We start from the raw sequence: 22,982 nt of genomic DNA on the forward strand, positions 1-22,982 counted from the left end.
CACACTCGAGGGCTCTCCCGCCTCCTCACCCTTCGGCGTACCGCCAGGCCGGGGACGAGTCCTCACCACCTGAAAAGGCCTCCCCATGTCTCTGACCCTCGACCGCCCCGTCACCGCCCTCCGCCCCGCGTCCACGCAGGCCGCGACCCTCCGCCCGACCGAACGACGTTCGGCCGTGGCGACGTCGACCTCGGCTGGTGCTCGTACCGCATCGGCCGTCGCGCCCTCGCCTGCCCCGGCCGCGACCACCACCGAGTCGTCGAACCGATCCCGCGCCGTGCCCGACGGCACGGAGGCACGCGGCTTCGTGCTCTACGTGGGCATCGACCAGCTCAAGGCCGCCGGCGACGGCACGGACCTCGGCGCGATCGTGGCGCAGCTGAAGAGCCTGCTGGGTGAGATCGCCCCCTCGGCCGAGACGCACGCAGCCGTCGCCCTGGCACCCGAGGGTGCCGGTGGCCGCGACGTGGACGTCGTCCGGTTGGCCCTGCAGGACCCATCGGCCCTCGCCAAGCACCGCCCGGTGGTGGAGGACGACGAGCCCGGCGCCCGCGGTGGCGTCGTCGTCGACATCTCGCGCAAGCGCCTGCTGCTCGACGGCGACGTGGCACCCCTGACGTACAAGGAGTTCGAGCTGCTGCAGTACCTCGTCCTGCGCGAGGGCCGCACCATCGAACGGGCCGAGCTCATCTCGGGCCTCTGGTCGGCCGCCGACGACGAGGCCCCGAACGAGCGCACCATCGACGTGCACGTGCGCCGCCTCCGCTCGAAGCTCGGCGCCTTCGAGGACATCGTCCGTACCGTGCGCGGCGTCGGATACCGCTTCGACCGCCACGCGGACGTCTCGATCCGCCAGGCCTCCACGCCGTCGCCCGACGTCTTCTGAGCCGTGTCCGCCTCGTGGCGGACCACCGAGTCCCCCTCTCCCGCTGCTCTGGGGAAGCTCACAGGAAAATAACGATTCGGTAACTGGACCACCGTTACCAAGCCGTTATAGATTGATCCCGCTGACGTTGTTTGCTGTGGCAGCCGAAGCAGGAATGTGATTGCAGGACACTCTTGGTGCAAGGGAGAAGGCCGGTCGCCATGCGACCGGCCTTCGGTCTGTCCGGGCCTCGGCGCTGCCACTCGACCGGCCCGATGTCGGCTCCCGTCCCTAGACTCGTGGGAAAGAAACGCGAGGTGAACGATGAGCGACACGTCTCTGGCCGTCGGTGCGTGGGAGTCACTCTTCCGGGCACAGGTCACCGTCATGCGCGAGCTGACCAACTGCTTCCCCACCGGCGAGGTGTCGTTCAACGAGTACGACGTGCTGTTCAACCTGTCGAGTCAGCCCGATCGGCGTGCGCGCATCCGCGACCTGACGCGACACCTGCTGCTCACGCAGCCGAGCATCAGCCGCCTCGTCGATCGGCTGGCCTCACGCGGCATCGTCGAGAAGCACAACGACCCCGGTGACGGCCGTGGCATCATCGTCTCGCTGACCGAAGCCGGCTTCGATCTCTATCGACGGACGGCCGTCAGCCACGCCGCCGCCATCAAGCGCCGCGTCGGCGGGGCCCTCGACACCGATGAGCTCATCGCGCTGACCGAGCTCTGCACGAAGCTGCGTCTCGACGGCGCCGACTCGGCGACCGAGACCACCGCCGTCACCGATGGGCACGAGCTCACCCGCGAGGCCGTCGCGACGACGGCCGCCCTCGACGCCGTGTCGCGCGACGCCCTGTCCCCCGACGCGCTGTCCGGCTCCGACGCGACACCGGGCACGGCATGACGGGCCCGTCGATCGTCTGGCTGCGCGACGACCTCCGCCTGGCCGACAATCCGGCCCTGCGATCGGCCGTCGATCGGGGCGAACCCGTCATCGTGCTCTACCTGCTCGACGAGGTCTCACCCGGGTTCCGTCCTCTCGGGGGTGCGTCGCGCTGGTGGCTGCACCACAGCCTCCTCGCCCTCGACACGGCCCTGCGCGAGAAGGGCGCGTCGCTGACGCTGCGTCGCGGCGACGCGGCGACCGAGATCCCCCGGCTGGTCGACGAGACCGGTGCGGGCGCCGTGTTCTGGAACCGGCGCTACGGCGGCGGGGCACGCGAGGTCGACACCGGCCTCAAGGCGTCGCTGCGCGACCGCGGCCTCCAGGTCGAGAGCCACCAGGCCAACCTGCTCTTCGAGCCGTGGACGGTGCAGACGGGGCAGGGGCAGCCGTTCAAGGTGTTCACGCCGTTCTGGCGTGCCTGCCTCGACATGCCGGAGCCACGGCACCCCGTCGCCGAGCCCCGTGAGATCCACGGACCGTCCCAGGCTCCCGCCAGCGACGACCTCGACGGGTGGGGCCTGCTGCCGACGACGCCCGACTGGGCCGGGGGCCTGCGCGACCGGTGGGAGCCGGGCGAGGCGTCGGCCCATCGCACCCTCGAGCACTTCGCCCGCGAGGTGCTCGAGGACTACGACAAGCGCGACGAACCGGCGCAGGCGGCGACGAGCCACCTCTCGCCGCACTTCAGCTTCGGCGAGATCAGCCCCTTCCAGGTCTGGCACCGCATGCGCAGGGATCTGTCGCCCGAGGCCAAGAACCAGGCACAGGGGTTCCTGCGCGAGGTCGTCTGGCGTGAGTTCAACTACACCATCCTGTTCTCGAACCCCGAGCTCGCGACGAAGAACTACCGGCCCGAGTTCGACCGGTTCCCGTGGGGCGACGTCGACGAGGCCGAGGTCGAGGCGTGGCGTCGGGGCCGGACGGGCATCCCGCTCGTGGACGCGGGGATGCGCGAGCTCTGGGCGACCGGCTACATGCACAACCGGGTGCGGCTCGTCACGGCGAGCTTCCTCGTCAAGAACCTGTTGGTCGACTGGCGCGTGGGTGAGCAGTGGTTCTGGGACTGCCTCGTCGACGCCGACGAGGCGAACAACCCCGGCAACTGGCAGTGGACCGCGGGGTCGGGCGCCGACGCCGCGCCCTACTTCAGGGTCTTCAACCCCGAACTGCAGGCCGACCGGTTCGACAAGCACCGCGACTACATCCGCCAGTGGGTGCCCGAGATCGACGACGACTCGTACCCCGAGCCGATCGTCGACCTCAAGGCGTCGCGACGTCACGCGCTCGACGCGTACGAGGCCATGCGTCGCAGCAGCGACTGACCGTCGGCCGGTCAGCGGCCGCGCACTCTCTCAGCACCCCTCCACGAAAGCAGTCATGAGCACCGGAATCGACGCAATCTTCGACGCCCGCCAGACCGAGGATCGCGCCCCCAGTGTCGTCTTCGCCCGCTTCGACCGCGACGGCCTGCAGCACGTCGGCGGGCGCGGCACCGTGGGCGGCTCGACACCCGGTGCCGACACCGCCTACCGCATCGCCTCGTGCACGAAGAGCTTCACGGCGACAGCCCTGCTCGCGTTGCGCGACGCCGGTGCCCTGCAGCTCGACCAGCCCATCACCGACGTCGTGCCGGCCTTCGCCGACGTGGCCCTGCCCACCGACGACTCCCCCGTGCCGACACTGCGCATGCTGCTGACGATGTCGGGTGGCCTGCCCACGGACGACCCCTGGGGCGACCGTCAGGAGTCCATCACCGACGACGAGCTCGACGCGCTGCTGCGACGCGGGCTGCGTTTCGACAGCATCCCGGGCACGACGTTCGCCTACTCGAACCTCGGCTACGCCCTGCTGGGCCGGGCGGTGCAGGTGGCCGCGGGGCTCCCCTACCGCGAGGTGATCGAGACGACCGTCCTGGGCCCGCTCGGCCTGACCTCGACCGGCTTCGACGCGTCGGTGCGTCCGGCTGCCGATGTCGCCGTGGGCCATCGCCGACTCGGCACGACCTGGTACGAGCTGCCGTTCAGCGCGCCCGGCGCGTTCTCGCCCATCGGCGGGCTGTTCAGCACGGCCCGCGACCTCGCCCGCTGGGCGACCTGGCTGGCGTCGGCGTTCGACCCCGAGGGCCGACGCGACGTCGACGGCGTGCTGTCCCGCGCCTCCCGCCGTGAGATGCAGCAGCTGCACCGGCTGGCGCCCGGTCTGGGGGCGCACCCCGCCGGGTACGGCTTCGGGTTGTTCGTCGAGCAGTACCCGGAGGCGGGGCCCGTCATCTCGCACTCGGGCGGCTACCCGGGGTTCTCGGCCCACATGCGCTGGCAGGCCGCGACCGGCGTCGGCGTGCTGGGGTTCGAGAACGCGACCTACGCCCAGGTGTCCGTGCCCGTGACCTCGGCCTTCGACGGGCTGCTGTCGGAGTCGCCGGCGTCGCGGGTCTCCGTGACGCCGTGGGCCGAGACCCGGGCGGCCCAGGCGGCTGTCTCGGCGATCGTGCTCGGCGGCGACGTGCCCGACGGCCTGTTCAGCGAGAACGTCGAGTGGGACGTCCCGCTCGAGCACCGGCGCGCGCTCTGGGCCGAGGCGATCGCGTCGATCGGCGGCGTCACCGCCGCGCCGTCCGGAGGCGCGCGCGAGACACTCGACCCGGCTGCGGGCGAAGAGTCCAAGGCTCCCTCGCATCTCGTCTGGCGCCTCCCGGGTGCGCACGGTGTGCTCCGGGTCGAGATCCGGCTCACGCCGGAGGACCCACCGCGCGTGCAGACGGTGAACGTCCGCGCCGAGACCGAGCACTAGGCGCCGGTCGTCGCGCTCCCGGGCTCCGCCCGGGGGGCGTAGACATGACACATGGCGACCATCTCGATCACGGGCGGCTCAGGACGAGTCGCGACGCTCCTCCGGCCGTTCCTCCGCGATGCGGGACACGACGTGCGGCTGCTGGATGTCGTCGAGCCGTCGGTCGGGCTCGCGGACGGCGAGCGGTTCGAGGTCGTGGACGTGACCGACGTCGACGCGTTGACCGACGCCATCGCGGGTTCCGACCTGCTCGTGCACCTGGCGTCCTACCCGGGCGAGCGCACCTGGCGCGAGATCGTGGACGTCAACATCGAGTCGGCCCACGCCGTGCACGAGGCCGCGCACCGGGCCGGCGTCGGCCGCGTGCTCGCCGCGAGCTCGGTGCACGCCGTCGGCCTCGTGCCGAACGAGCGCGCCCGCGACGTGATCGTGCCCTCGCCGCGTCCCGACTCGTTCTACGGCGTCGGCAAGGTCGTGCTCGAGGCACTCGGCAGCCTCTACGCCGATCGTCACGGTACGACGGTCGTGTCGGCCCGCATCATGTCGGCCGAACCCGAGCCCTACGACGAACGCTCGCTCGGCACCTGGCTGTCCCCCGCCGACACCGCCCGACTCGTGGAGGCGGCGCTCACGACGAGCGAACGAGGTCACCACATCGTCTGGGGCGTCTCGCACAACACGCGCCGCGCCGTGTCGCTGGCGGCGGGCCACCGCATCGGGTTCTATCCGCAGGACGACGGCGAGACGTTCGCCGCGAACTTCCCCGACGCGTCGCCGAGCACGACGCCGCGGCCCGACGTCGTCGGCGGTGACTTCGCGGCCCGGCCGCTCGGCGAGCCCTGGGACCAGCCGTCGGAGGGCGGAGGCGCCGGTAGGGTGTCCCGATGACCGTCACCCACCACACGGCTCGCGTCGCCGACCTCGAACCGCTCACGCTCTACGCCATCCTCCGTCTGCGCGTCGACGTCTTCGTGGTCGAGCAGGAGGCCGCCTACGCCGAGCTCGACGGCCGCGACATCGAACCGGAGGCGCGTCTGCTCTGGTCGGAGGAGAACGGCGAGGTCCTCGCGACGGTCCGCGTCCTGGCCGACGGTGACGACCGACGCATCGGGCGCGTCACGACGGCGGCACACGCCCGCGGTCGAGGTCTCGCGGCTGCCCTGATGGATCGGGCCCTCGTCGAGTGCGGCGACCGCGTCGTGCGCCTCGACGCGCAGGCGCATCTCGAGAGCTGGTACGGCCGATTCGGCTTCACCACGTCGGGGCCGCTGTTCTACGAGGACGGCATCCCGCACCTTCCTATGGAACGCCCGGCAACCGCGGCCAGCGCCGCCGGGTGACCGTGTCGCGGCCCGCGGCTCGGCCCTACACTCGGGCCATGCCCCGCCGCGCCACCCCGCCACGAGAACGAATCCTCGCCGCCGCCCACACCGAGTTCGCCGCCCGCGGACTCGCCGGCGCCCGCATCGACTCCATCGCGCGCGAGGCCGAGGCCAGCAAGGAGCGCCTCTACGCGCACTTCGCGACGAAGCGCGATCTCTTCGACGCCGCCCTAGGCGAGAGTATCGATCGCTGGCTCAGCGCGATCCCGTTCGATGCACACGACCTCCCGGGTTGGGCATCGCGGCTCTACGAACACCTCGCGACGCACGCCGACGACGCCCGCCTGCTGCTCTGGGGCCAGATCGAGGGCGCCTCGCTGCCGAGCCCCGGCGTCGTCGACCACGACCAGCTGGAGGCACGCCGCGAGGCCGTCCGACAGGCTCAGGAGAGCGGCGAGGTCAACGCCCGGTGGGACGCCGACGAGCTGCTCACGATGCTGTTCGGGCTCGTGCTCGCCTGGTTCGTGACACCGGATGCCACGAACCTGCACGTCGGCCCCGACGAACGGCGACGCGATGTCGTCGAGCAGGCCGTCCGGCAGCTGGTCGCGACCGTCGAGGTGCCCGGGGCGTAGCGTGACGGCGTGACCACGACCGATCCCACGCCCGACCTGTCCCCCGAACTCCGCGAGCTGCTCGACAGCGTGCCCGATACGGGCGGCGTCACCGCCGAGACCGTCGTCTACGACGCCGACGTGCCCCTGGAGGGGTTCCTCGCGACGCCGACCCGCGCCTCCTCGTCGGAGGCCCTGCCCGCCGTGCTCGTGCTGCACGACTGGATGGGCGTCATCGACCACGTCAAGGTGCGCGCCCAGATGCTGGCACGGCTCGGCTATGTCGCGCTGGCGGGCGACATCTACGGGCAGGGCGTCCGCCCCACGCCCGAGACGGCTTCGGCCGAGGCGGGAAAGTACTACGGCGACGTCGAGCTGTTCCGCTCGCGGCTGACCGCCAACCTGGAGCGCCTGCGCGCCCAGCCCGGCGTCGACCCGGCCCGCATCGCCGTCATCGGCTACTGCTTCGGAGGCTCGGGGGCGCTCGAGCTCGCCCGCTCGGGCGCCGACGTGGCCGGCGTCGCGTCGTTCCACGGCGCGCTCGGCACGGGCGCACCCGCCGAGAAGGGAGCCATCTCGGCTCCCCTGCTCGTCATGACGGGCGCCGCCGATCCGATCGTCCCCGACGAGGCCGTCACCGCCTTCGAGGACGAGCTCCGTGCGGCGGACGCCCCCGACTGGCAGCTCGTGAGCTACAGCGACGCGATGCACGCGTTCGCCGTACCGGGGACGGACGCCCCCGAGCACGGTGCCCAGTTCAACGCCACGGCCAATCGTCGGTCGTGGGCGCAGATGACGGCGTTCTTCGACGAGGTGCTGGCCTAGGCGGAGGCCCCGACCCCTTCGGGCACGGGGGCGGTCAGACCGCGCAACGTGATCGCCGTGGCGATGGCCGCGTGGGCGGCCTCGGCGCCCTTGTCCTCCTTCGAGCCGGGCAGGCCGGCCCGGTCGAGGCCCTGCTGCTCGTCGTCGAGCGTCAGCACGCCGAAGCCGACCGGCTTGCCGGTGTCGAGCGCGACCCGGGTCAGCCCGGCGGTCGCCGCGTCGGAGACGAAGTCGAAGTGCGGGGTGCCCCCGCGGATGATGACACCCAGTGCCACGACCGCGTCGGCACCCGCGTCGAGCGCGGCCTTCGCGACGACCGGCAGCTCGAAGCTGCCCGGCACGCGCACGACGGTGGCCTCGGCCCCGAGTCGCTCGATCGTCGTCAGCGCCCCGGCCAGCAGGCCCTCGGCGATGGTCGTGTGCCAGGTGCCGGCGACCACGGTGACGCGGATGCCCGCCCCGTCGACGTCGAGCTCGGTGGGTGCGCCTTCTCCGCTCATGCGGTGACTCCTTCGGTGTTGGGGCTGGTGGTGGTCGTGGGGGCGGCGGCCGCGGCGTCGCGCGCGGTGAGCCAGTCGGCCAGGGCGGCGATGGTGATCACCGGGACCCCGTCGCGGCGGCCGAGCTCGACGAGACCCGGCAGCCGCATCATCTCACCGTCCTCGGCCACGATCTCGCTGATCGCGGCCACCGGCCGGAGGCCCGCCGCCAGCATCAGGTCGACGGCCGCCTCGGTGTGTCCGTTGCGCACCCGGACCCCGCCGGCTCGCGCCCGCAGCGGCAGGATGTGCCCGGGTCGGTGCAGGTCGTCGCGCACGGAACCCGGATCGGCCAGCACGCGCAGCGTGCGAGCACGGTCGGAGGCGCTGATCCCGGTGCTGACACCGGTCGCGGCATCGACGCTGACCGTGTAGGCCGTGCCCCGCACGTCCTCGTTCTGCGCCACCATCGGCGGCAGGTCGAGCCGGTCGGCGATCTCGGCCGTCATCGGCGCGCAGACGAAGCCGGACGACACCCGCACGAGCCAGGCGAGCCACTCCTGCGTCGCCAGCTCGGCGGACAGGATGACGTCACCCTCGTTCTCGCGCGACTCGTCGTCGGCCACGATCACCGGTCGACCTCGACGCAGGTGGTCGAGGGCGACCTCGATGGTGCTCAGGTCGAGGGCGATGTCGGTCATGCGTCCACCTGTGCCGTCGGACGGCCGCCCGCCAGCTCGTCGAGGCGCAGCATGCGGCGGACGTGACGGGCGATGACGTCCGTCTCGACGTTGACCCGGTCGCCGGCGACCCGCTGCCCGAGCGTCGTCGCGGTCAGCGTCTCGGGGATCAGCGACACCTCGAACCAGCCCTGCTCGGCCCCGGGCTCGCTGATCGCGCTGACGGTCAGGCTGACGCCGTCGAGCGTCACGGAGCCCTTGTCGACGAGCAGGGGTGCGAGGTCGTCCGACAGCGAGAACCGGACCCGCCGCCAGGCGTCGCCGTCCTCGACCTCGAGCACGGCGGCCGTGCCGTCGACGTGCCCCTGCACGATGTGGCCGCCGAGCCGGTCGCCGACCCGGGCCGCGCGCTCGAGATTGACGGGGGTGCCGACCATCGCGCCGCCGAGCGTGCTCATGTCGAGCGTCTGCTTCATCACGTCGGCCGTGAACGACGCGGTGTCGCGATCGACGACGGTCAGGCAGACACCGCTGACGGAGATCGAGTCACCGTGCTCGGCATCGGCCACGGCCAGAGGCGCGTGCACCGTGAGACGCAGGCTGTCGCCGTTGTCGTCGAGGCGGTCGACGCGTCCGAGCTCTTCGACGAGACCCGTGAACATCTAGGCCACCACCATCGACGAGCGAGGGGTCGGGTGCGCGGATCGCAGGGAGCGTGTCATGTCGTCTTCTCCGGTCGGGTGCTCCGGGGACGACGCGAGGTCGCGAGAAGCCCGAGCGTCCACGAACGGACGACACCGGGCCCGCGCTGCCTCCTATCCGGACTATGACCGTCGGTACCGGAGTTCCACCGGTTCAACCGACACGATCACCCCGATGGGGCTCTCACGCCGGGTCGCGGACTATGACCGCCGGTTCAGATTTTCACTGACCCCGGAGCGCGTTGCTCGACACGTACAGTAGCACCGCCCTCGTCGCCCCCACCGATCTCTCGGCGCACTCGAAGCGCGACGGCCCAGCGCACGGGCGTCGACCGGGCCCCAGCCGTCTGGCAGCGCTTCTCGATGAGCGAACGGGAGTTGCCCTTCGAACGCGTCGGCGTCTAGCCTCCTCCGAGGCAACGTCTCCTTTCTGATGCTGGTTGCGCCTGACAGCACACCCTCCGGATTGGACACGCATCGTGGACCGTTCTCTTTTCCCTGACCCGAGCCTCCGGCCTCCCGCCCTGGCCGACAGCGTCGAGGCCCGCTCGTGAGCGCGGATCGGCTGACGGAGCCGAGGACCTTCTCCGCGACGCTCATTGTGTTCCAACGTCCGGTGGAGCGAGCGACCCGGGCGATGCGTCGCAGCCGCCTGCTCATCGCCTGCGCCGCGATGCCCAACGCTCTTGCCTCGGATCGGCTCCGGGGCCGGTACCACGCCTTGAACTCGGCGACCTACCCGTCTCGACGTTCCTCGGCCCGCCACTGGCGGGCGTCCTCCTCGGCAGCGGGGTCCCGATCTCGTGGGTCGTCGTCATGACGTCAGGGCTCCTCGTCACGGCGGGTGGTGCCGCCCTCCTGGGACGACGTCTGCCGAGGGCGGTCGGGTTCAGCGCCTCCGCGTAGGCCGTCGGACGTCGGGCCCGTCCGCTCCGTCGTTCAGCCTCTCGCCGGTGCCGCCGCGCCGAGCTGCACTACCAGCTCCATGCAGCGGAGTCGAGCCGGCGAGAAGTCGTAGGGCATGCTGCGGATCGCGTCCGCCGCGCTCCTGATGCGGCGTTCGTCCCCCGGACTCGATTCGGGTACCGTGTCGGCGTCGTCGGACGGGTGCAGCTCGTCCCAGGTGTCGAAGAGGGCCTCATCCTCCTCCGTCTGACCCGACTCCTCGATGACGCGCATGAGGGCGGTCTCGAAAGCGTGGCGCTCGGCGGCCACCTGTGCCACGCGGGGGTCGTGGACGGCGACCGTGTCGTCGAGCGCCTTCTCAGCCGCATCGACACGATCGGACTCCGAGCGCAGCGCGGGATCACGGGCCAGGGCGAGGAACCGGCCCGCCTGGACGGCGGCGCCGAGGGGCCCGAAAATCCGTTCGGTGACCAGCAAGGCATCGAGGTCGTCCTGGCGCAACGACCCCTCCGGCGCGGCCTCGAGGCGGCTGGAGACGATGTCGTCGAGGAGCCCCAGCCGGCTCCCGAGGCTCCTCATGCGTCGGACCAGGGCCCGCTTCCGTCGCAGCTCGGCCTCCTGCGCGGCGAGCGCGTCCTCCAGCCGAGCGAGGACGTCGTCGACCTCGTCCGCGACGCCCGCCCCGACCGGTGCGATGTCGGCGAACGCCTCGCGGATGTCGTCGAGGGCGATCCCGGCATCGGCCACGCGTCTGATCCAGAGCAGCCGGATCATCTCGGGGTAGCCGTACCGTCGGCGGCCGTCACTGCCCCGCTCGCGCTCGGGCAGCAGGCCGACCTGATGGTAGTGACGGATCGCCCGGGGAGTGGTGCCGACGAACGCCGCGGCGTCGCCGATCAGGACCTCACGGGGCGGGGTTGGGAACGAGTGCATGGCGGACCTCTCGGAGCGGGACGGAACAAGACCTCCGTCGAGGAGACCACATGACGCTGCGACAGGAGCAAACCCGTCATCCCAGATCGGGACGGGATCTAGATCACTGGATGACGTGTTCCTGCATGTAGGACATGACCTCGGCCCGTGCGACTTGGCCGGCGAGTGTGCCATAGATCATGTCGAAGCCGTGCTGGGCTCCGCCGATCAGGACGAGTCGGTGCTCGACGCCTGCTTCCTCGAGCGCCGTGGCCAAGCGTTCACGTTGACTGGTCGGAACCATGCCGTCGTGGATTCCGTGAATCATCAGCGTCGGCGGTGACGATGGCGAGACGTGGGTGAGAGGCGACAGGTCGGCGTATCTCGCCGGTCCTGTGGCGACGCGACCGGCGCGATCCGACGCTGGGCAGGGGTGTCACAGCAGCTGCACCAGCGCGATGGTGAACAGCACGAAGGCGAGGCCGGCGGCACTCGAGCGGACGACGTCGATGCGTTCCCAGCGCCGCACGACGTGCTTCCAGTCAGCCGGCGGATCGGCCGCATCCCAGTCGTTGACGCCGATGTTGATCGGGACGGTCCCGACGAACGACGCCAGCGCGAACACCACCAGCGCCGCCATCGCGGCGATCCGCCAGCCCAGCCCGTCATCCGCGCCCGCGATGACGACGACGGCAACGGAGGCCAGGACGGCAGGGACCATCACGATCGGCACGACGACCTTGAGCGACTTCACCAACGCGATGCGCGTGCGGACGTGAGCATCGTCGGGCAGCCGCCGCAGGGCAGGCTGGATGCCCCAGCGGACGATCAACTCCTCGCCGGCGAGCAGTCCCACGAGCACCAACTGGACGACGAGCAGGACGGTCATCGCGCAGCCCCGATCTCGGCGATCAAGGCCCGCGCCGCCCGCCGGGCCGCGGCGACGATCTCGGCGTCGGCGGCGTCGGTCTGCGCAGCCGCCTGCACGGCAGCATTGATGCTGAGGATTGCCATCCGCAGCAGCACGACGTCGCCGTCCGCTCTCTCGGGCAGCAACCCGGCGAGCTCGTCGACGAGGTCGTTCAAGGGTGCACCGACGCGGTCGCCGGTCGAATCGGCGAGCCCGCGCAACACGAGGGGGTTCGCCGTCATGAAGCGGATCGCGGCCAGCTTCTCACTCGAGAACGAGTCCACCCATCGCAGCACGGCCTCCTCGAGCAGGCGCGGGCTCCGCGGCTGCTCGCCGAGCCACACGAGCAGGTCTGCCGCCTCGGTGCCCCGCTCGTCGAAGAGCGATTGCAGGATCGCCTCCTTGCTGGCGAAGTAGTAGTACAGCGATGCCTTGTTGATACCGAGCTCGTCCGCGATCTCGCGTAACGAGGTCGCCTCGTACCCCTGCCGGGTGAACAGCTCCAGCGCCACCTTCTGGGCGCGCCGCCGCGTCTCGGCCCCGCGCGGCCGAGACGACGCGTCGGGAGAAATCTGAGAAGTCATGATCGTAGCCTACCTAACGGTAGGTAGATGCGTCGACCTCGTTCGGTGCGATCAGGCCTTGGCACGCGCGGCGTGGGAGCGTGCCTTCATCCGGTTGCCGCAGGTCACCAGGGGACGACACCGCCGTCGTCGAAGAGCCCACCGCGGGGACCGTCATCGGGCAGGGTCGCCAGCTGGACGACGATCGCGGCCCCCTGCTCCGGGGTGCGGTCACCGGCGAACCCGTTGAAGTCGGTGGCGACGAGTCCGGGGCAGGCCGCGTTGACGATCACCGGGGTGTCGGCGAGAGCGCGTGCGTACTGCACGGTGATGCCGTTCAGGAAGGTCTTCGACGACGAGTAGGCCGCCATCACCGGGCCGGGCTGCCGACCGAGCGACCCCATGCTGCTCGACGTGTTGACGATGCGGGGAGCACTCGACCGTCGCAGCAGCGGGAGCATCGCGTTCGTGACCCGCACGACGCCGTACACGTTCGTGTCCACCACGCGCCTCAGCTCGTCGAGGTCCATCGTCGTCGGGTCCTGCTCCCACGTCACGGGGTCGAACGCCCCCGAGATCCCGGCGTTGTTCACCAGGACGTCGAGCGTGCCGAAGCGGTCGTCCAGCTCGGTCGCCGCGTCCGCGACGCTCGCGTCGTCGGTGACGTCGAGCCGCACGGCCGACGCGTCGATGCTCTGCGCAGCGAGCCGTTCCACGGCCTCCGCGCCGGCCGCCTCGGAACGCGCGCCGACGACGACGCGCAGGCCGCGCCTCCCGAGTCCCTGTGCGATGGCGAATCCGATTCCCTTGTTGGCCCCGGTGACCAGGGCGGTGGTTGCTGATGTCATGCTCCGATCCTCGGTCCGCGCCGACGTCCACGTCCAAGACCGATCGGGTGCAGGTCGATACCCGGCGGGTATCGCAGGGACGTAGGCTCGTCGGCGTGGATGACCTCGAGACCCGCGAACTCCGCTACTTCGTGACCGTCGCCGAAGAGGGGAACGTCGGTCGCGCCGCCGCCCGGCTCGGCATGACCCAGCCGCCGCTGTCGCGCGCGATCCGCCAGCTGGAACTCCGCATCGGCGCGCCGCTCTTCGACCGCACCCCACGGGGTGTGCAGCTCACCCCCGCAGGCACGGTCCTGCTCGCCGAAGCAGGGCCGGCCCTGGCAGCGATGGCGGCCGCCGGCCGACGGGCCCGCCGCGCGGGCAGTCCCGAGCGGCGCCTCGTGCTCGCCGTGAAGGCCGGCGCCGACCACGAACTCCTGCAGGCGCTGCTCGACGTGCACGGGGCCGACCCGCAGGGGCTGCCGATCGACGTGCAGTTCGGCGAGGTGCACGAGCAGGCGGCGTTCCTGCGCGACGGCAGGGCCGACGTCGCCCTCATGCACCGCACGTACGACGACCTCACCGAGTTCGACACCGAGGACCTGCGGAGCGAGCAGCAGGTGGCGATCGTGCCCCGGTCGCATCGCCTCGCCTCCCGCACGTCGCTCTCGGTGGCGGACCTGCGCGACGTGCCCGACCTGCCCGCGGCACGGTGGCCCCGCGTCGACGGCAGCTACCCGGACGGCCCCGGGCCGGAGGTGCACACACAGGCACAACTGGCCCAGCTCGTCGCCCTCGGCCGGACCGTGATCGTCATCCCCCGCTCGAGCCGCACGCTGCAGTGGCCGGAGCATGTCGCCGTACCGGTGCTCGACGCCCCTCTCGCCACGACGGTGGTCGCCTGGCCGGCCGCGTCGACGTCACCGGACGTCGCCCGCGTCGTGCGGAACGCGGTGCGGGCGGCCGCACTCGTGACCGCGGACGCCGCACACATCGCCTAGCCGCCGGCGCGGGGCCCCGCCAGCGTGGCGGTCACTCGACGCGCACCCCGAGGTGGTCGGCGAACGCGTGCGCCATCAGCGACAGCTGCAGGTCGTCGATCGTGGCACCGCGCAACCCCTCGACACCGTCGATGCGCGCGATGTCGGTGGTGCGCAGATCGACGTCGGACAAGGAGGCGCGGGTCACGTCGAGCACTCCGACCCGGCAGTCCACGAGGGCGACCCGACGAGCCCGCACCCCGCCCAGATCGAGCTCGCCGATGCTGCACCCCTCGATCTGCAGGTCGACGAGCTCGGCGCCGCGGAAGTTGAGGAAGTCGATCTTGCCGCCCACGAGCCGGACCGACTGCACGCTCGCGTCGAACAGCTCGGCCGAGCCCCATCGTGGACGTCCGATACGCACGTCGCGCCAGGTCGTCCGCGGCGCCGACAGTTCGGGCGCGAACGAGTCGGACAGCACGGACTCGACGAACCGCGCGCCGCGCAGCTTGGCACCGCCCAACCGGACCGCCTCGAAGACGCACTCGGAGAACGTCGCCCCCTCGAGGTCGCGGTCGGTCAGATCGGCATCGGCGTAGCGCTCGAGCTCGCGGTGCTCACGGGCCGTCAGCAGATCCGTGCCCATGTCGACGAGACCATCGGGATCGACGACGTCGAGCCGGGGCGCCGCCGTGCCCTTGGTCGAGGGGCCGGGGCGGGAGTCGGGCGTGGATCGACGTGACGGCATGGGATCACGCTAACCCGCGCCTCCGACAGTCGTGGCCTCGCGCGCTCGCAGGGCGCGCGGCGGTACGGTCGGAGCGTGAGTCTCCCTGCGCTGTTCCTGCTCCGTCACGACGCCACGGCTCCGGCCGAGCCCGATGGCACCACCCGATCGCATGTCGCGTCGGTCGAGCAGGCCGACCCTTCCGACCCACAGGTCTCCGTCGCCGATCTCGCCGCGACGCGGGGTGACGGCATCTTCGAGAGCATCGGCGTGTTCGGCGGGCGCGCGCAGGCGGTGGACGCCCATGTCGCGCGGCTCGCCCGATCCGCGGCACTGCTCGACCTGCCCGTGCCCGACGAGGCGGCCTGGCGCGACGCCATCGACCAGGCGGTCGCGGCCGGGGCCGACGACGAGGCCTTCCTGATCAAGCTCGTCCTGACCCGGGGCGACGAGGGCGGAGACCGCCCCACGGCCTGGGCGCACGCCTTCGTCATGCCCGACCACACGGCAGAGCAGACGGCCGGCATCCGCGCCGTGACGCTCGACCGCGGCTACCGCAGCGACGTGGCCGAGACCTCGCCGTGGCTGCTGCAGGGCGCGAAGACGCTCTCGTACGCCGTCAACCTGGCGGCCCTCCGCGAGGCCCGTCGCCGCGGCGCCGACGACGTCGTGTTCGTCAGTTCGGACGCCGTCGTACTCGAAGGGCCGAACTCGACCGTGGTCGCCCGCCTCGGCTCGACGCTGGTGACGACTCCCCCATCGCTCGGCGTCCTCGAGGGGACGACGCAGGCATCCCTGTTCGAGCACGCGATCGCGGTCGGTCTCAGCACCGAGTACCGCGCGATGACCGTGGACGAGATCCGGGCGGCCGACGCCCTGTGGCTGCTCTCGAGCGGGCGCCTGCTGGCCCCCGTCGTCGAGCTGGACGGCCGTGCGGTCTCGACCGACCCCGAGTTCACGGCCGACGCGGTCGCGTTCCTCCGGGCACGTCACCGCTGATACCGGCGCGTGGCCGCTGATACGGGCGCGTCGCCGCTGAGTCGCGGCCGACGCCCCGTCAGCACTCGATGACGTTGACGGCGAGCCCGGCGCGCGAGGTCTCCTTGTAGCTGTCCTTCATGTCGCGCCCCGTCTGCCGCATCGTCTCGATGACCGTGTCGAGGCTGACGACGTGACTGCCGTCCCCGCCGAGCGCCATGCGTGCCGCGGCGACGGCCGTGCCCGCCGCGATCGCGTTGCGCTCGATGCAGGGCACCTGCACGAAGCCGCCCACCGGGTCGCAGGTGAGACCGAGGTGATGCTCCATCGCGATCTCGGCGGCGTTCTCGACCTGTCGCGGCGTGCCGCCCAGCACGGCGGCGAGCGCGCCGGCCGCCATCGACGACGCCGAGCCGACCTCGCCCTGGCAGCCCGCCTCGGCACCCGAGATCGAGGCGTTGCGCTTGTAGAGGGAACCGATGGCCGCGGCCGTCAACAGATACTCGCGAGCCAAGGAGGCGCGGGTCACGCCATGGAAGCGCATCGCGTAATAGCCGACGGCCGGGATGATCCCCGCGGCGCCGTTCGTGGGCGCCGTCACGACGCGGCCGCCGCCCGCGTTCTCCTCGTTGACCGCCATGGCGTAGGCCTGCAGCCACTGCGCGGGCAGGTCGGACGAGAGCAGGGAGGACGGTGCCGGGGTCGCGGCGGCAGCCGGGGACGCAGGCCCGCCGACGGTCGACGGGACCGACGCGGGGGACGCGACCTGCGCCTCCTCGAGGGTTCGCAGTCGGTCGGCGGTCGCGCGGGCGCGACGACGGACCTTCATCCAGCCGGGCAGCACGCCCTCGGTCGAGAGACCGACGTCGACGCAGTCCTCCATGGCGAGCCAGCGGGCGTCGAGCCCCGCGGCCACCGTGTCGGCTCCGTGCAGCGCGACCTCGTTCTGCCAGGCGAGCTGCGCGATGGTGAGACCGTTCTCGTCGCAGAGGCGCAGCAGGTCGTCGGCGTCGACGAACGCGAGCGGGGCCTCGCTGGCGGGGACGGCGTGCTCGTCGTCGCCGTCGCGGACGACGAAGCCGCCGCCGATCGAGAAGTAGACCTCGCGCGAGAGGGACTCGCCGGCCGCGTCGAACGCCTCGACGCTCATGGCGTTCGGGTGCCGGGGCATGCGGGTGAGCGGCGCCATGCGCAGGTCGCCGGGCGAGAACGCGATCTGGCGCGTGCCGAGCAGGCGGATGCCGCCGCCCTGCTCCACGGCCTCCGTCATGCGCGAGACGACGAGCGGGTCGCACGTCTCGGGCTCCATGCCGGCGAGACCCGCCAGGACAGCGGACGGCGTGCCGTGCCCGAGCCCGGTCGCGGCGAGCGAGCCGTAGAGCACCGCCTCGACGCGGACGACGTCGTCGAGTCGACCGGAGTGCAGCACCGCCTCGACGAACGACAGGGCGGCCCGCATGGGCCCGACGGTGTGCGAGCTGGACGGCCCGATGCCGATGGAGAACAGGTCGAGAGCGGAGACGTAGTCGGTCATCCGCTCACCTCCCTCGCTCGTGGGGACGACCCCGCGAGTCTACGCGCGCGGCGTGTCCGTCTCGGCTCGACGGCCCGCGACCGACTCGGCATGGCGGGCCAGGGCGGGGGCCATCGCCCCGAGGAACCTCTGCACCGTCTCGAGTTCGGCCCGGTCGAAGTCGTCCATCACCCGGTCGGCGAGCGCACCGAGCGGCCCGAAGAACTCCCCCGCGACGACCCGCGCCTTGTCGGCGCGGCGCACGAGCACCCGGCGCCGGTCGTGCTCGTCGCGGTCACGGGTCACGTGGCCGACCTTGACGAGGCGGTCGATGACGCCGGTGGCGGCTCCCGACGTGACGCCGAGCGCGTCGCCGAGACCTCCCGCGGTGAGCGGGTCGCCCCGCAGCTCGGCCTGCATGACGTGCAGCAGCGCCTCGAGGTCGATCTGGCCCAGGCCGTGCCGGGTCGCGAACGCCTGTGCGACGCGCTGGGACTCGGTGCTGAGCCGCTGCATCTGCACGATGATGTCGGCTTCGAGCGCTCCGCGGGCGGCAGCCGGGGGCGCGGCGATCGGGGTGGGGTCGACGTGGTCGGGCATGGGACCTCCTGCTCTCGATTCTCGCGCGGTTCTCGATCGGCGCGGACAGACATCGCGATCTCCATTAGTCTTAGCTACTAAGACTTCAAGATCGTGAGATAAAAGTATGCGCGCACTCGCCCGAATCGTCAGCGGTCACCGCACCGCGTGGGCCGTCCTGGCCGGCGCCCTCGTCCTCACCGGCCTCCTCTTCGCCCTGCTGCCCGGGGCGAAGAGCGAGTCGTCGCCGCCGTCGGGGCTGCCCGACTCCAGTCAGGCGGCGCAGGTGACGAACGAGCTCGCGTCGTTCCCGTCGGCGGGGTCGACCGTCGCGATTGTCGTGTGGAGCGCCGGCAGCGACCGCCTCGACGACGCGGACGTCGCGGCCATCGAGACCCGCGCCTCCTCGTTGGCGAAGCTGTCGTCGACACCGCAGGCCGTCCGGCCGCAGGTGAGCGACGACGGCACGGCCGTGCTCGTGGCCGTGCCGCTCGATGCCGCCCAGGTCGGCGACGACGTCTCGACGGTCGCGTCGATGCTGCGCACCGCGGCGTCGACCGATCTGCCGGTCGGGGTCACGGCCTCGCTGACCGGGCCGGTCGGGTTCCAGGACGACGTCTCGAACGCGTTCGCCGGCGCCGACTTCCGTCTGCTGCTCGTCACGGTGATCGTCGTGGCCGTCTTGCTCATCGTCACCTACCGGAGCCCGGTGCTGTGGATCGTCCCGCTCGCCGTCGTCGGCGCCGCCGACGCCCTGGCCGGTCGTGTCGTCGGAGCCCTCGCCGGGCCGCTCGGCATCGACGTCGACGCCTCGATCTCGGGCATCCTCTCCGTGCTCGTCTTCGGCGCGGGCACGAACTACGCGCTGCTGCTCGTCGCGCGCTACCGAGAGGAGCTCACGCGACAGCCCGATCGGCACCGCGCCATGCGGACGGCGGTCACGAGCGCCGGCCCCGCGATCGCGGCGAGCGGCGGGACGGTCGCCCTCAGCCTGATCACCCTGTTGCTGGCGTCACTCTCGGGCAACCGCGCGCTCGGCTTCGCCTGCGCCATCGGCGTCGTCGTCGCGATCCTGTTCGCCCTGATCGCCCTGCCCGCCGCGCTCGTCGTGTGCGGCCGCGGGCTGTTCTGGCCGTTCGTACCGCGGTTCGAGACCGCGACTTCGGCCTCCGCCGGCACCGCAGGAGGCGCGGGTCGGCGAGGCCGCGCTCGTCACGGGTTCTGGGAGGGCCTGGGTCGACGGGTCGCACGCCGTCCGGTCGTCGTGATCGGCGCCTCCGTCGTGGGACTCGCCGTGCTGTGCCTCGGACTCGGCGGCTACGCCGTCGGGCTGTCGCAGACCGCCCAGCTGCTCGGTTCGCCCGAGTCGGTGACGGGTCAGCAGATCATCGACCGCTCGTTCTCGGCCGGACTCACGAGCAGCACGACCGTGCTGGCCCCCGACGCCGAGGCGGATGCGGCGATCACCCTCGCGACAGACACGACGGGCGTCTCGACGGCCGCGGCCTCCGAGACGGCGCGCGGTCTGACGCGGATCGACGTCCAGCTGAGCGCGGAGCCCGAGAGTGACGCCGCCTTCGCGACGATCGAGCGCCTCCGCACCGCCTACGCCGACGCCGACGGGCCCCTCTCGACGACGATCGTCGGCGGCAGCGACGCGACCGCCCTCGATCAGAAGGACGCGGCCCAGCACGACCTCGACCTGATCGCGCCGATCATCCTCGCCATCGTGTTCGCGATCCTCGCCGTGCTGCTGCGCTCGCTGGTCGCCCCGGTGCTGTTGATCGCGTCGGTCATGGCCACGTTCGCCGCGAGCCTGGGGACGTCGACCTGGATCTTCCAGCACGCGCTGGGCTTCCCGGCCCTGGACACGAGCGTCACGCTGTACGCGTTCCTGTTCTTGGTGGCGCTCGGCGTCGACTACAACATCTTCTTGACCACGAGGGCCCGCGAGGAGTCCCTGACCCACGGCACGCGGGAGGGCATGATCAGGGCGCTGTCGTCGACGGGTGCCGTCGTCACCAGCGCCGGCATCGTGCTCGCCGCGGTCTTCGCGGTGCTCGGCGTGCTGCCCGTGGTCGCGTTGACCCAGGTCGGCGTGATCGTCTGCATCGGCGTGCTGCTCGACACGCTGGTCGTCCGAACGGTGCTCGTCCCGGCGATCGTCTTCACGGTCGGCGACCGGTTCTGGTGGCCGGGGCGGCGGGGCTCCGTCGCGCCGGGATCGGGGTCGGTTTCGGCTTCGGGGTCGGTTTCGGGATCGGGCGGCGCCTAGCCGCAGGCGCCCCAGAGCCCGACGCGTTGCGCCTCCGCCGTCTTCTCCGCCTGCACGAACGCGTCGCGGTACCGGTACGCGGCGTCGTAGGTGTCCTCGCGGCCGAACCCGCCCGCGATCAGCTGTTCGTTGAGCAGCGACCCGTCGTCGACCCAGACGTAGCGCAGGAGCCGGTCGTAGCGGTCGCGGTCACCCTGGGTGGAGTCGCTCTCGAGCCACACCGTCGACCCCGCCGCCGCGTGAGCCGTGGTGAACGCGCTCGCCTCGGGCCCGAAGCAGTCGACGGGCGCGTTCGGCTTGACGGTCTCGGGAGTGTCGACCCCGATCAGCCGGAGCCGCTCGCGGGCACCGCCGTCGAGGACCACGATCACCGTGTCACCGTCGACCACCCGGTCGACCGTCGCGGCCACGGCCTCGGCGGGCACCCCGGTGGGGATGGCGACGGGGGTGGGCGAGCCACCCGGGGAGAGGCGGTCGAACACCTGAGGGAACGCGATCGCGACCACCGCGAGGGCGAGGACCCCGAGCAGGCCGAGGACGGTCGAGCGGGTCGACCGGCGTCGCCGTCGACGACGGGCCGTCACGGGAGGACGGGCAGGGTGATGACGTGGTCGGGCATGCGGCAAGGCTAGAGGGAGCCGCCGACACGACGGCTAACTGCCAAAGCACCGCGTTCTCCCCACGGATGGTCGTGCGCCGCGTACGCTTCGGCGCACAGGGCCACCCCGGCCCATGACGGAGGCACGATCATGGCAGAGAAGTCATCCCACAAGGGCAGTGCGAAACCCGCGGTGCGCTCGCTGAAGGAGAAGCGCGCCGACAAGAAGGCAAAGCACGACGCCACCTCGCACGCCGAGGACATCGTCTCGAACGTCAAGAAGCGCTAGCGCTCCTCGACCAGGCATCATCTCGTCGCCCCGGGCACCACGCCCGGGGCGATTGCCGTCTGCGGAGGCATCGCGGAGGTATCGCGGCCGTGGACCACGGCTTACCCCCCTCCCGGGTGGCAGACGGATCGGTTCTGAAATAACCTCGGGTCACCGTCTCGAGAGGATCAGCATGACGACGAGCCCGAACCCCGCCCCGAGCGCCCGGAGGCGACGCGCCCTGCGAGCGCTGATCGGCGCCGCGACCGTGACGGTCGTGGCCGGCGCGCTGGCCATCGGAGGCGCGGGTGCCGAATCCGCGAGCGCCGCCCAGGGAGGCGGCTGGGGCAGCTTCACCCTCACCGGATCGGGCGGGGCGTACACGGGGACGATGACGCTGCCCGGCGGATTCCCGCAGGCCACGTTCACATCGTCGGCGAGCGGGGCGACCATGCCGGCAGGTGGTTCTACCTGGCAGGCCGCGACCACACCCCCCGGCGCCCAGTACGGGTCGAGCCGCACCAGTCCGTACCTGAACCTCCGACCCGCCGCCAACACGCCCACTCCGGCGGGAGCATCCGTCACGACGTACACGTTCGCCGCGCCCACGCCGACGGCCGGGTGGTCGTTCGTGCTGGGCGACATCGACGCCGACCAGGCCACGGTGTCGGCGACGGACGCGACCGGCGCGGCCGTGCCTCCTTCTGTTCTGGGGTTCCAGGGTGTCTACAACTACTGCCACCAGACCGGCGGGCCGTCGTGCGACGCCGACGACCTGAACGACGTGCCGACGTACGACGCCGCGACGGGCACGCTCGTCGGCAACGGCACGGCGAGCGACACCGACGGCGCCACGGGGTGGTTCAGCCCGACGGTCGCGCTGTCGACCCTGACGATCACGTATCAGCAGCGCTCCGGGTTCCCCGTGTACCAGACCTGGTTCGGCACGACGACGTTCGCCGCGTCGGGGTCGGCCACCCTCGACGGCGCGGGCTTCGCGGGCGCGACCGTCACCGTGACGGACCCCTCCGGGCGCGCGGTGGCGACCACCACGACGGACGGCTCCGGTGCGTACTCGGTGCCGGCGCTGACCGCGGCCCCCGGGTACCGCGTCACGGTGACGCCCCCGGCGGGCAGTCCCGACCCGACACCGCTCGCCTTCGATCTGACGGCCGGGGACGCCACGCGACTCGACTTCGCGTTCACGAGCGCGGTCGTCCCGCCGACCCCGGTCGACGTCATCGGTCAGGTCGTCACACCGGAGGGCACTCCCGTCGCCGACACCACCGTGAGCGTCCTGCCCGCCGAGGGCGCGGGTGACACGCCGATCGCGACGACGGTCACCGATGGGACGGGCGCGTTCGTGCTCCCCGACCTCGAACCCGAGACCGACTACCGCCTCGTGATCGACGGCGACACGACCGGACCGCGACCGATCACGACGGGCACCGACACCACCGATGTCGGGGCGCTCGTGCTCGTCCCGGCGCCCGTGACACCGCCCGTCGACCCGCCGGTGACGCCACCGGTCGGGCCGCCGGTGACTCCGCCGACCACCGCCCCCGTGGTCCCCGCGGGACAGGTACCGGTCGCGTCCGCCGGACGGCTCGCCTACACGGGCAGCGAGCCGGTCGTCCCGCTCGGTGTCGGCGCCGCCCTCGTGCTGGTCGGCCTGGTGGCCGTCGGCGGTGGGCTGATCGCCCGACGTCGACGCTGACC

The 22,982-nt window shown here is 71.9% G+C and carries 23 protein-coding genes, 2 pseudogenes and 1 riboswitch; of the genes and pseudogenes, 13 read left to right on the forward strand and 12 right to left on the reverse strand.

Going from position 1 to position 22,982, the window contains the following annotated elements; genetic code table 11:
* Positions 1–85 precede the first annotated feature (85 nt).
* The 8 genes from ACPEEZ_RS11750 to ACPEEZ_RS11785 all read left to right on the forward strand — a co-directional run bounded on the left by ACPEEZ_RS11750 (position 86) and on the right by ACPEEZ_RS11785 (position 7,367).
* A complete protein-coding gene (locus ACPEEZ_RS11750) occupies positions 86–886 on the forward strand; it encodes a winged helix-turn-helix domain-containing protein (RefSeq protein ID WP_423919147.1) in 801 nt (266 codons plus the stop codon).
* A gap of 303 nt (positions 887–1,189) precedes the next feature.
* Entirely contained in the window at positions 1,190–1,774 is a 585-nt protein-coding gene (locus ACPEEZ_RS11755; protein ID WP_423919150.1) for a MarR family winged helix-turn-helix transcriptional regulator, read from the forward strand.
* Positions 1,771–3,138, forward strand: a complete 1,368-nt coding sequence (locus ACPEEZ_RS11760) for a cryptochrome/photolyase family protein (RefSeq protein WP_423919152.1) — start codon at positions 1,771–1,773, stop codon at positions 3,136–3,138. The genes ACPEEZ_RS11755 and ACPEEZ_RS11760 overlap by 4 nt, the downstream gene beginning before the upstream one ends.
* Before the next feature lie 55 nt (positions 3,139–3,193).
* On the forward strand, positions 3,194–4,606 hold the full coding sequence (locus ACPEEZ_RS11765; RefSeq protein ID WP_423919155.1) for a serine hydrolase domain-containing protein: 1,413 nt from the start codon (positions 3,194–3,196) through the stop codon (positions 4,604–4,606).
* Positions 4,607–4,657: 51 nt separating this feature from the next.
* Positions 4,658–5,494 (forward strand): NAD-dependent epimerase/dehydratase family protein, encoded by an 837-nt coding sequence (locus ACPEEZ_RS11770; protein ID WP_423919157.1) that lies wholly within the window; start codon positions 4,658–4,660, stop codon positions 5,492–5,494.
* Positions 5,491–5,946 carry a GNAT family N-acetyltransferase gene (locus ACPEEZ_RS11775; protein ID WP_423919159.1) on the forward strand — a complete coding sequence of 152 codons (456 nt, stop codon included), beginning with the start codon at positions 5,491–5,493 and terminating at the stop codon, positions 5,944–5,946. Before ACPEEZ_RS11770 ends, ACPEEZ_RS11775 begins: the two co-directional genes overlap by 4 nt.
* Before the next feature lie 38 nt (positions 5,947–5,984).
* The gene (locus tag ACPEEZ_RS11780) at positions 5,985–6,563 is read left to right on the forward strand and encodes a TetR family transcriptional regulator (protein WP_423919162.1); all 579 of its coding nucleotides are present in this window, start codon (positions 5,985–5,987) and stop codon (positions 6,561–6,563) included.
* 9 nt (positions 6,564–6,572) lie between these two features.
* Entirely contained in the window at positions 6,573–7,367 is a 795-nt protein-coding gene (locus tag ACPEEZ_RS11785) for a dienelactone hydrolase family protein (RefSeq protein ID WP_423919165.1), read from the forward strand.
* Here ACPEEZ_RS11785 and ribH read toward each other — a convergent pair.
* The 8 genes and pseudogenes from ribH to ACPEEZ_RS11825 form a co-directional block, all read right to left on the reverse strand.
* Positions 7,364–7,867, reverse strand: coding sequence for a 6,7-dimethyl-8-ribityllumazine synthase (gene ribH / locus ACPEEZ_RS11790; protein WP_423919168.1), 504 nt, complete (start codon positions 7,865–7,867; stop codon positions 7,364–7,366). The two genes, ACPEEZ_RS11785 and ribH, sit on opposite strands and share 4 nt — an antisense overlap.
* Positions 7,868–7,908: 41 nt before the next feature.
* Positions 7,909–8,547 (reverse strand): annotated as a pseudogene (gene ribB, locus ACPEEZ_RS11795) (3,4-dihydroxy-2-butanone-4-phosphate synthase); the annotation flags it as partial.
* Entirely contained in the window at positions 8,544–9,188 is a 645-nt protein-coding gene (locus ACPEEZ_RS11800) for a riboflavin synthase (RefSeq protein ID WP_423919171.1), read from the reverse strand. The pseudogene ribB and the gene ACPEEZ_RS11800, both read right to left, overlap by 4 nt.
* Positions 9,189–9,328: 140 nt before the next feature.
* A riboswitch (FMN riboswitch) is annotated at positions 9,329–9,471 on the reverse strand.
* Positions 9,472–10,166: 695 nt separating this feature from the next.
* Positions 10,167–11,066: a MerR family transcriptional regulator gene (locus ACPEEZ_RS11805; protein ID WP_423919173.1), complete on the reverse strand. Its 900-nt coding sequence runs from the start codon at positions 11,064–11,066 to the stop codon at positions 10,167–10,169.
* 103 nt (positions 11,067–11,169) lie between these two features.
* Positions 11,170–11,433, reverse strand: a pseudogene (locus tag ACPEEZ_RS11810) (alpha/beta hydrolase); the annotation flags it as partial.
* A gap of 48 nt (positions 11,434–11,481) precedes the next feature.
* Positions 11,482–11,934 (reverse strand): anthrone oxygenase family protein, encoded by a 453-nt coding sequence (locus ACPEEZ_RS11815; RefSeq protein ID WP_423919175.1) that lies wholly within the window; start codon positions 11,932–11,934, stop codon positions 11,482–11,484.
* Entirely contained in the window at positions 11,931–12,539 is a 609-nt protein-coding gene (locus ACPEEZ_RS11820) for a TetR/AcrR family transcriptional regulator (protein ID WP_423919178.1), read from the reverse strand. Before ACPEEZ_RS11820 ends, ACPEEZ_RS11815 begins: the two co-directional genes overlap by 4 nt.
* A 104-nt stretch (positions 12,540–12,643) precedes the next feature.
* Positions 12,644–13,366 carry an SDR family oxidoreductase gene (locus tag ACPEEZ_RS11825; RefSeq protein WP_423919180.1) on the reverse strand — a complete coding sequence of 241 codons (723 nt, stop codon included), beginning with the start codon at positions 13,364–13,366 and terminating at the stop codon, positions 12,644–12,646.
* A gap of 95 nt (positions 13,367–13,461) precedes the next feature.
* On the opposite strand from ACPEEZ_RS11825, the gene ACPEEZ_RS11830 reads away from it, so the two are divergent.
* Complete coding sequence (locus tag ACPEEZ_RS11830) at positions 13,462–14,346, forward strand: LysR family transcriptional regulator (protein WP_423919183.1); 885 nt, start codon at positions 13,462–13,464, stop codon at positions 14,344–14,346.
* A gap of 31 nt (positions 14,347–14,377) precedes the next feature.
* Here the strand turns inward: ACPEEZ_RS11830 and ACPEEZ_RS11835 are convergent, their stop codons facing one another.
* A complete protein-coding gene (locus ACPEEZ_RS11835; protein ID WP_423919186.1) occupies positions 14,378–15,073 on the reverse strand; it encodes a pentapeptide repeat-containing protein in 696 nt (231 codons plus the stop codon).
* A gap of 75 nt (positions 15,074–15,148) precedes the next feature.
* Here ACPEEZ_RS11835 and ACPEEZ_RS11840 point away from each other — a divergent pair, with 75 nt between their 5' ends.
* A complete protein-coding gene (locus ACPEEZ_RS11840; protein ID WP_423919189.1) occupies positions 15,149–16,051 on the forward strand; it encodes an aminodeoxychorismate lyase in 903 nt (300 codons plus the stop codon).
* A 58-nt stretch (positions 16,052–16,109) separates the two neighbouring features.
* On the opposite strand, the gene ACPEEZ_RS11845 is transcribed toward ACPEEZ_RS11840, so the two are convergent.
* Positions 16,110–17,564, reverse strand: a complete 1,455-nt coding sequence (locus ACPEEZ_RS11845) for an L-serine ammonia-lyase, iron-sulfur-dependent, subunit alpha (RefSeq protein ID WP_423919192.1) — start codon at positions 17,562–17,564, stop codon at positions 16,110–16,112.
* A 39-nt stretch (positions 17,565–17,603) separates the two neighbouring features.
* Positions 17,604–18,143: a MarR family winged helix-turn-helix transcriptional regulator gene (locus ACPEEZ_RS11850; RefSeq protein ID WP_423919194.1), complete on the reverse strand. Its 540-nt coding sequence runs from the start codon at positions 18,141–18,143 to the stop codon at positions 17,604–17,606.
* A 106-nt stretch (positions 18,144–18,249) separates the two neighbouring features.
* On the opposite strand from ACPEEZ_RS11850, the gene ACPEEZ_RS11855 reads away from it, so the two are divergent.
* Positions 18,250–20,397: an MMPL family transporter gene (locus ACPEEZ_RS11855; RefSeq protein WP_423919197.1), complete on the forward strand. Its 2,148-nt coding sequence runs from the start codon at positions 18,250–18,252 to the stop codon at positions 20,395–20,397.
* On the opposite strand, the gene ACPEEZ_RS11860 is transcribed toward ACPEEZ_RS11855, so the two are convergent.
* Positions 20,394–20,981 carry a thermonuclease family protein gene (locus tag ACPEEZ_RS11860; protein ID WP_423919200.1) on the reverse strand — a complete coding sequence of 196 codons (588 nt, stop codon included), beginning with the start codon at positions 20,979–20,981 and terminating at the stop codon, positions 20,394–20,396. The genes ACPEEZ_RS11855 and ACPEEZ_RS11860 overlap by 4 nt on opposite strands.
* Positions 20,982–21,146: 165 nt before the next feature.
* Between ACPEEZ_RS11860 and ACPEEZ_RS11865 the strand changes: the two genes are divergently transcribed.
* Positions 21,147–21,284, forward strand: coding sequence for a hypothetical protein (locus ACPEEZ_RS11865; protein WP_423919203.1), 138 nt, complete (start codon positions 21,147–21,149; stop codon positions 21,282–21,284).
* 172 nt (positions 21,285–21,456) lie between these two features.
* Positions 21,457–22,980, forward strand: a complete 1,524-nt coding sequence (locus ACPEEZ_RS11870; RefSeq protein ID WP_423919206.1) for a carboxypeptidase regulatory-like domain-containing protein — start codon at positions 21,457–21,459, stop codon at positions 22,978–22,980.
* The last annotated feature ends 2 nt before the right edge of the window (positions 22,981–22,982 follow it).

Origin of the sequence: Frigoribacterium sp. 2-23, from assembly GCF_049601585.1 — a bacterium.
GTDB lineage: Bacteria > Actinomycetota > Actinomycetes > Actinomycetales > Microbacteriaceae > Frigoribacterium.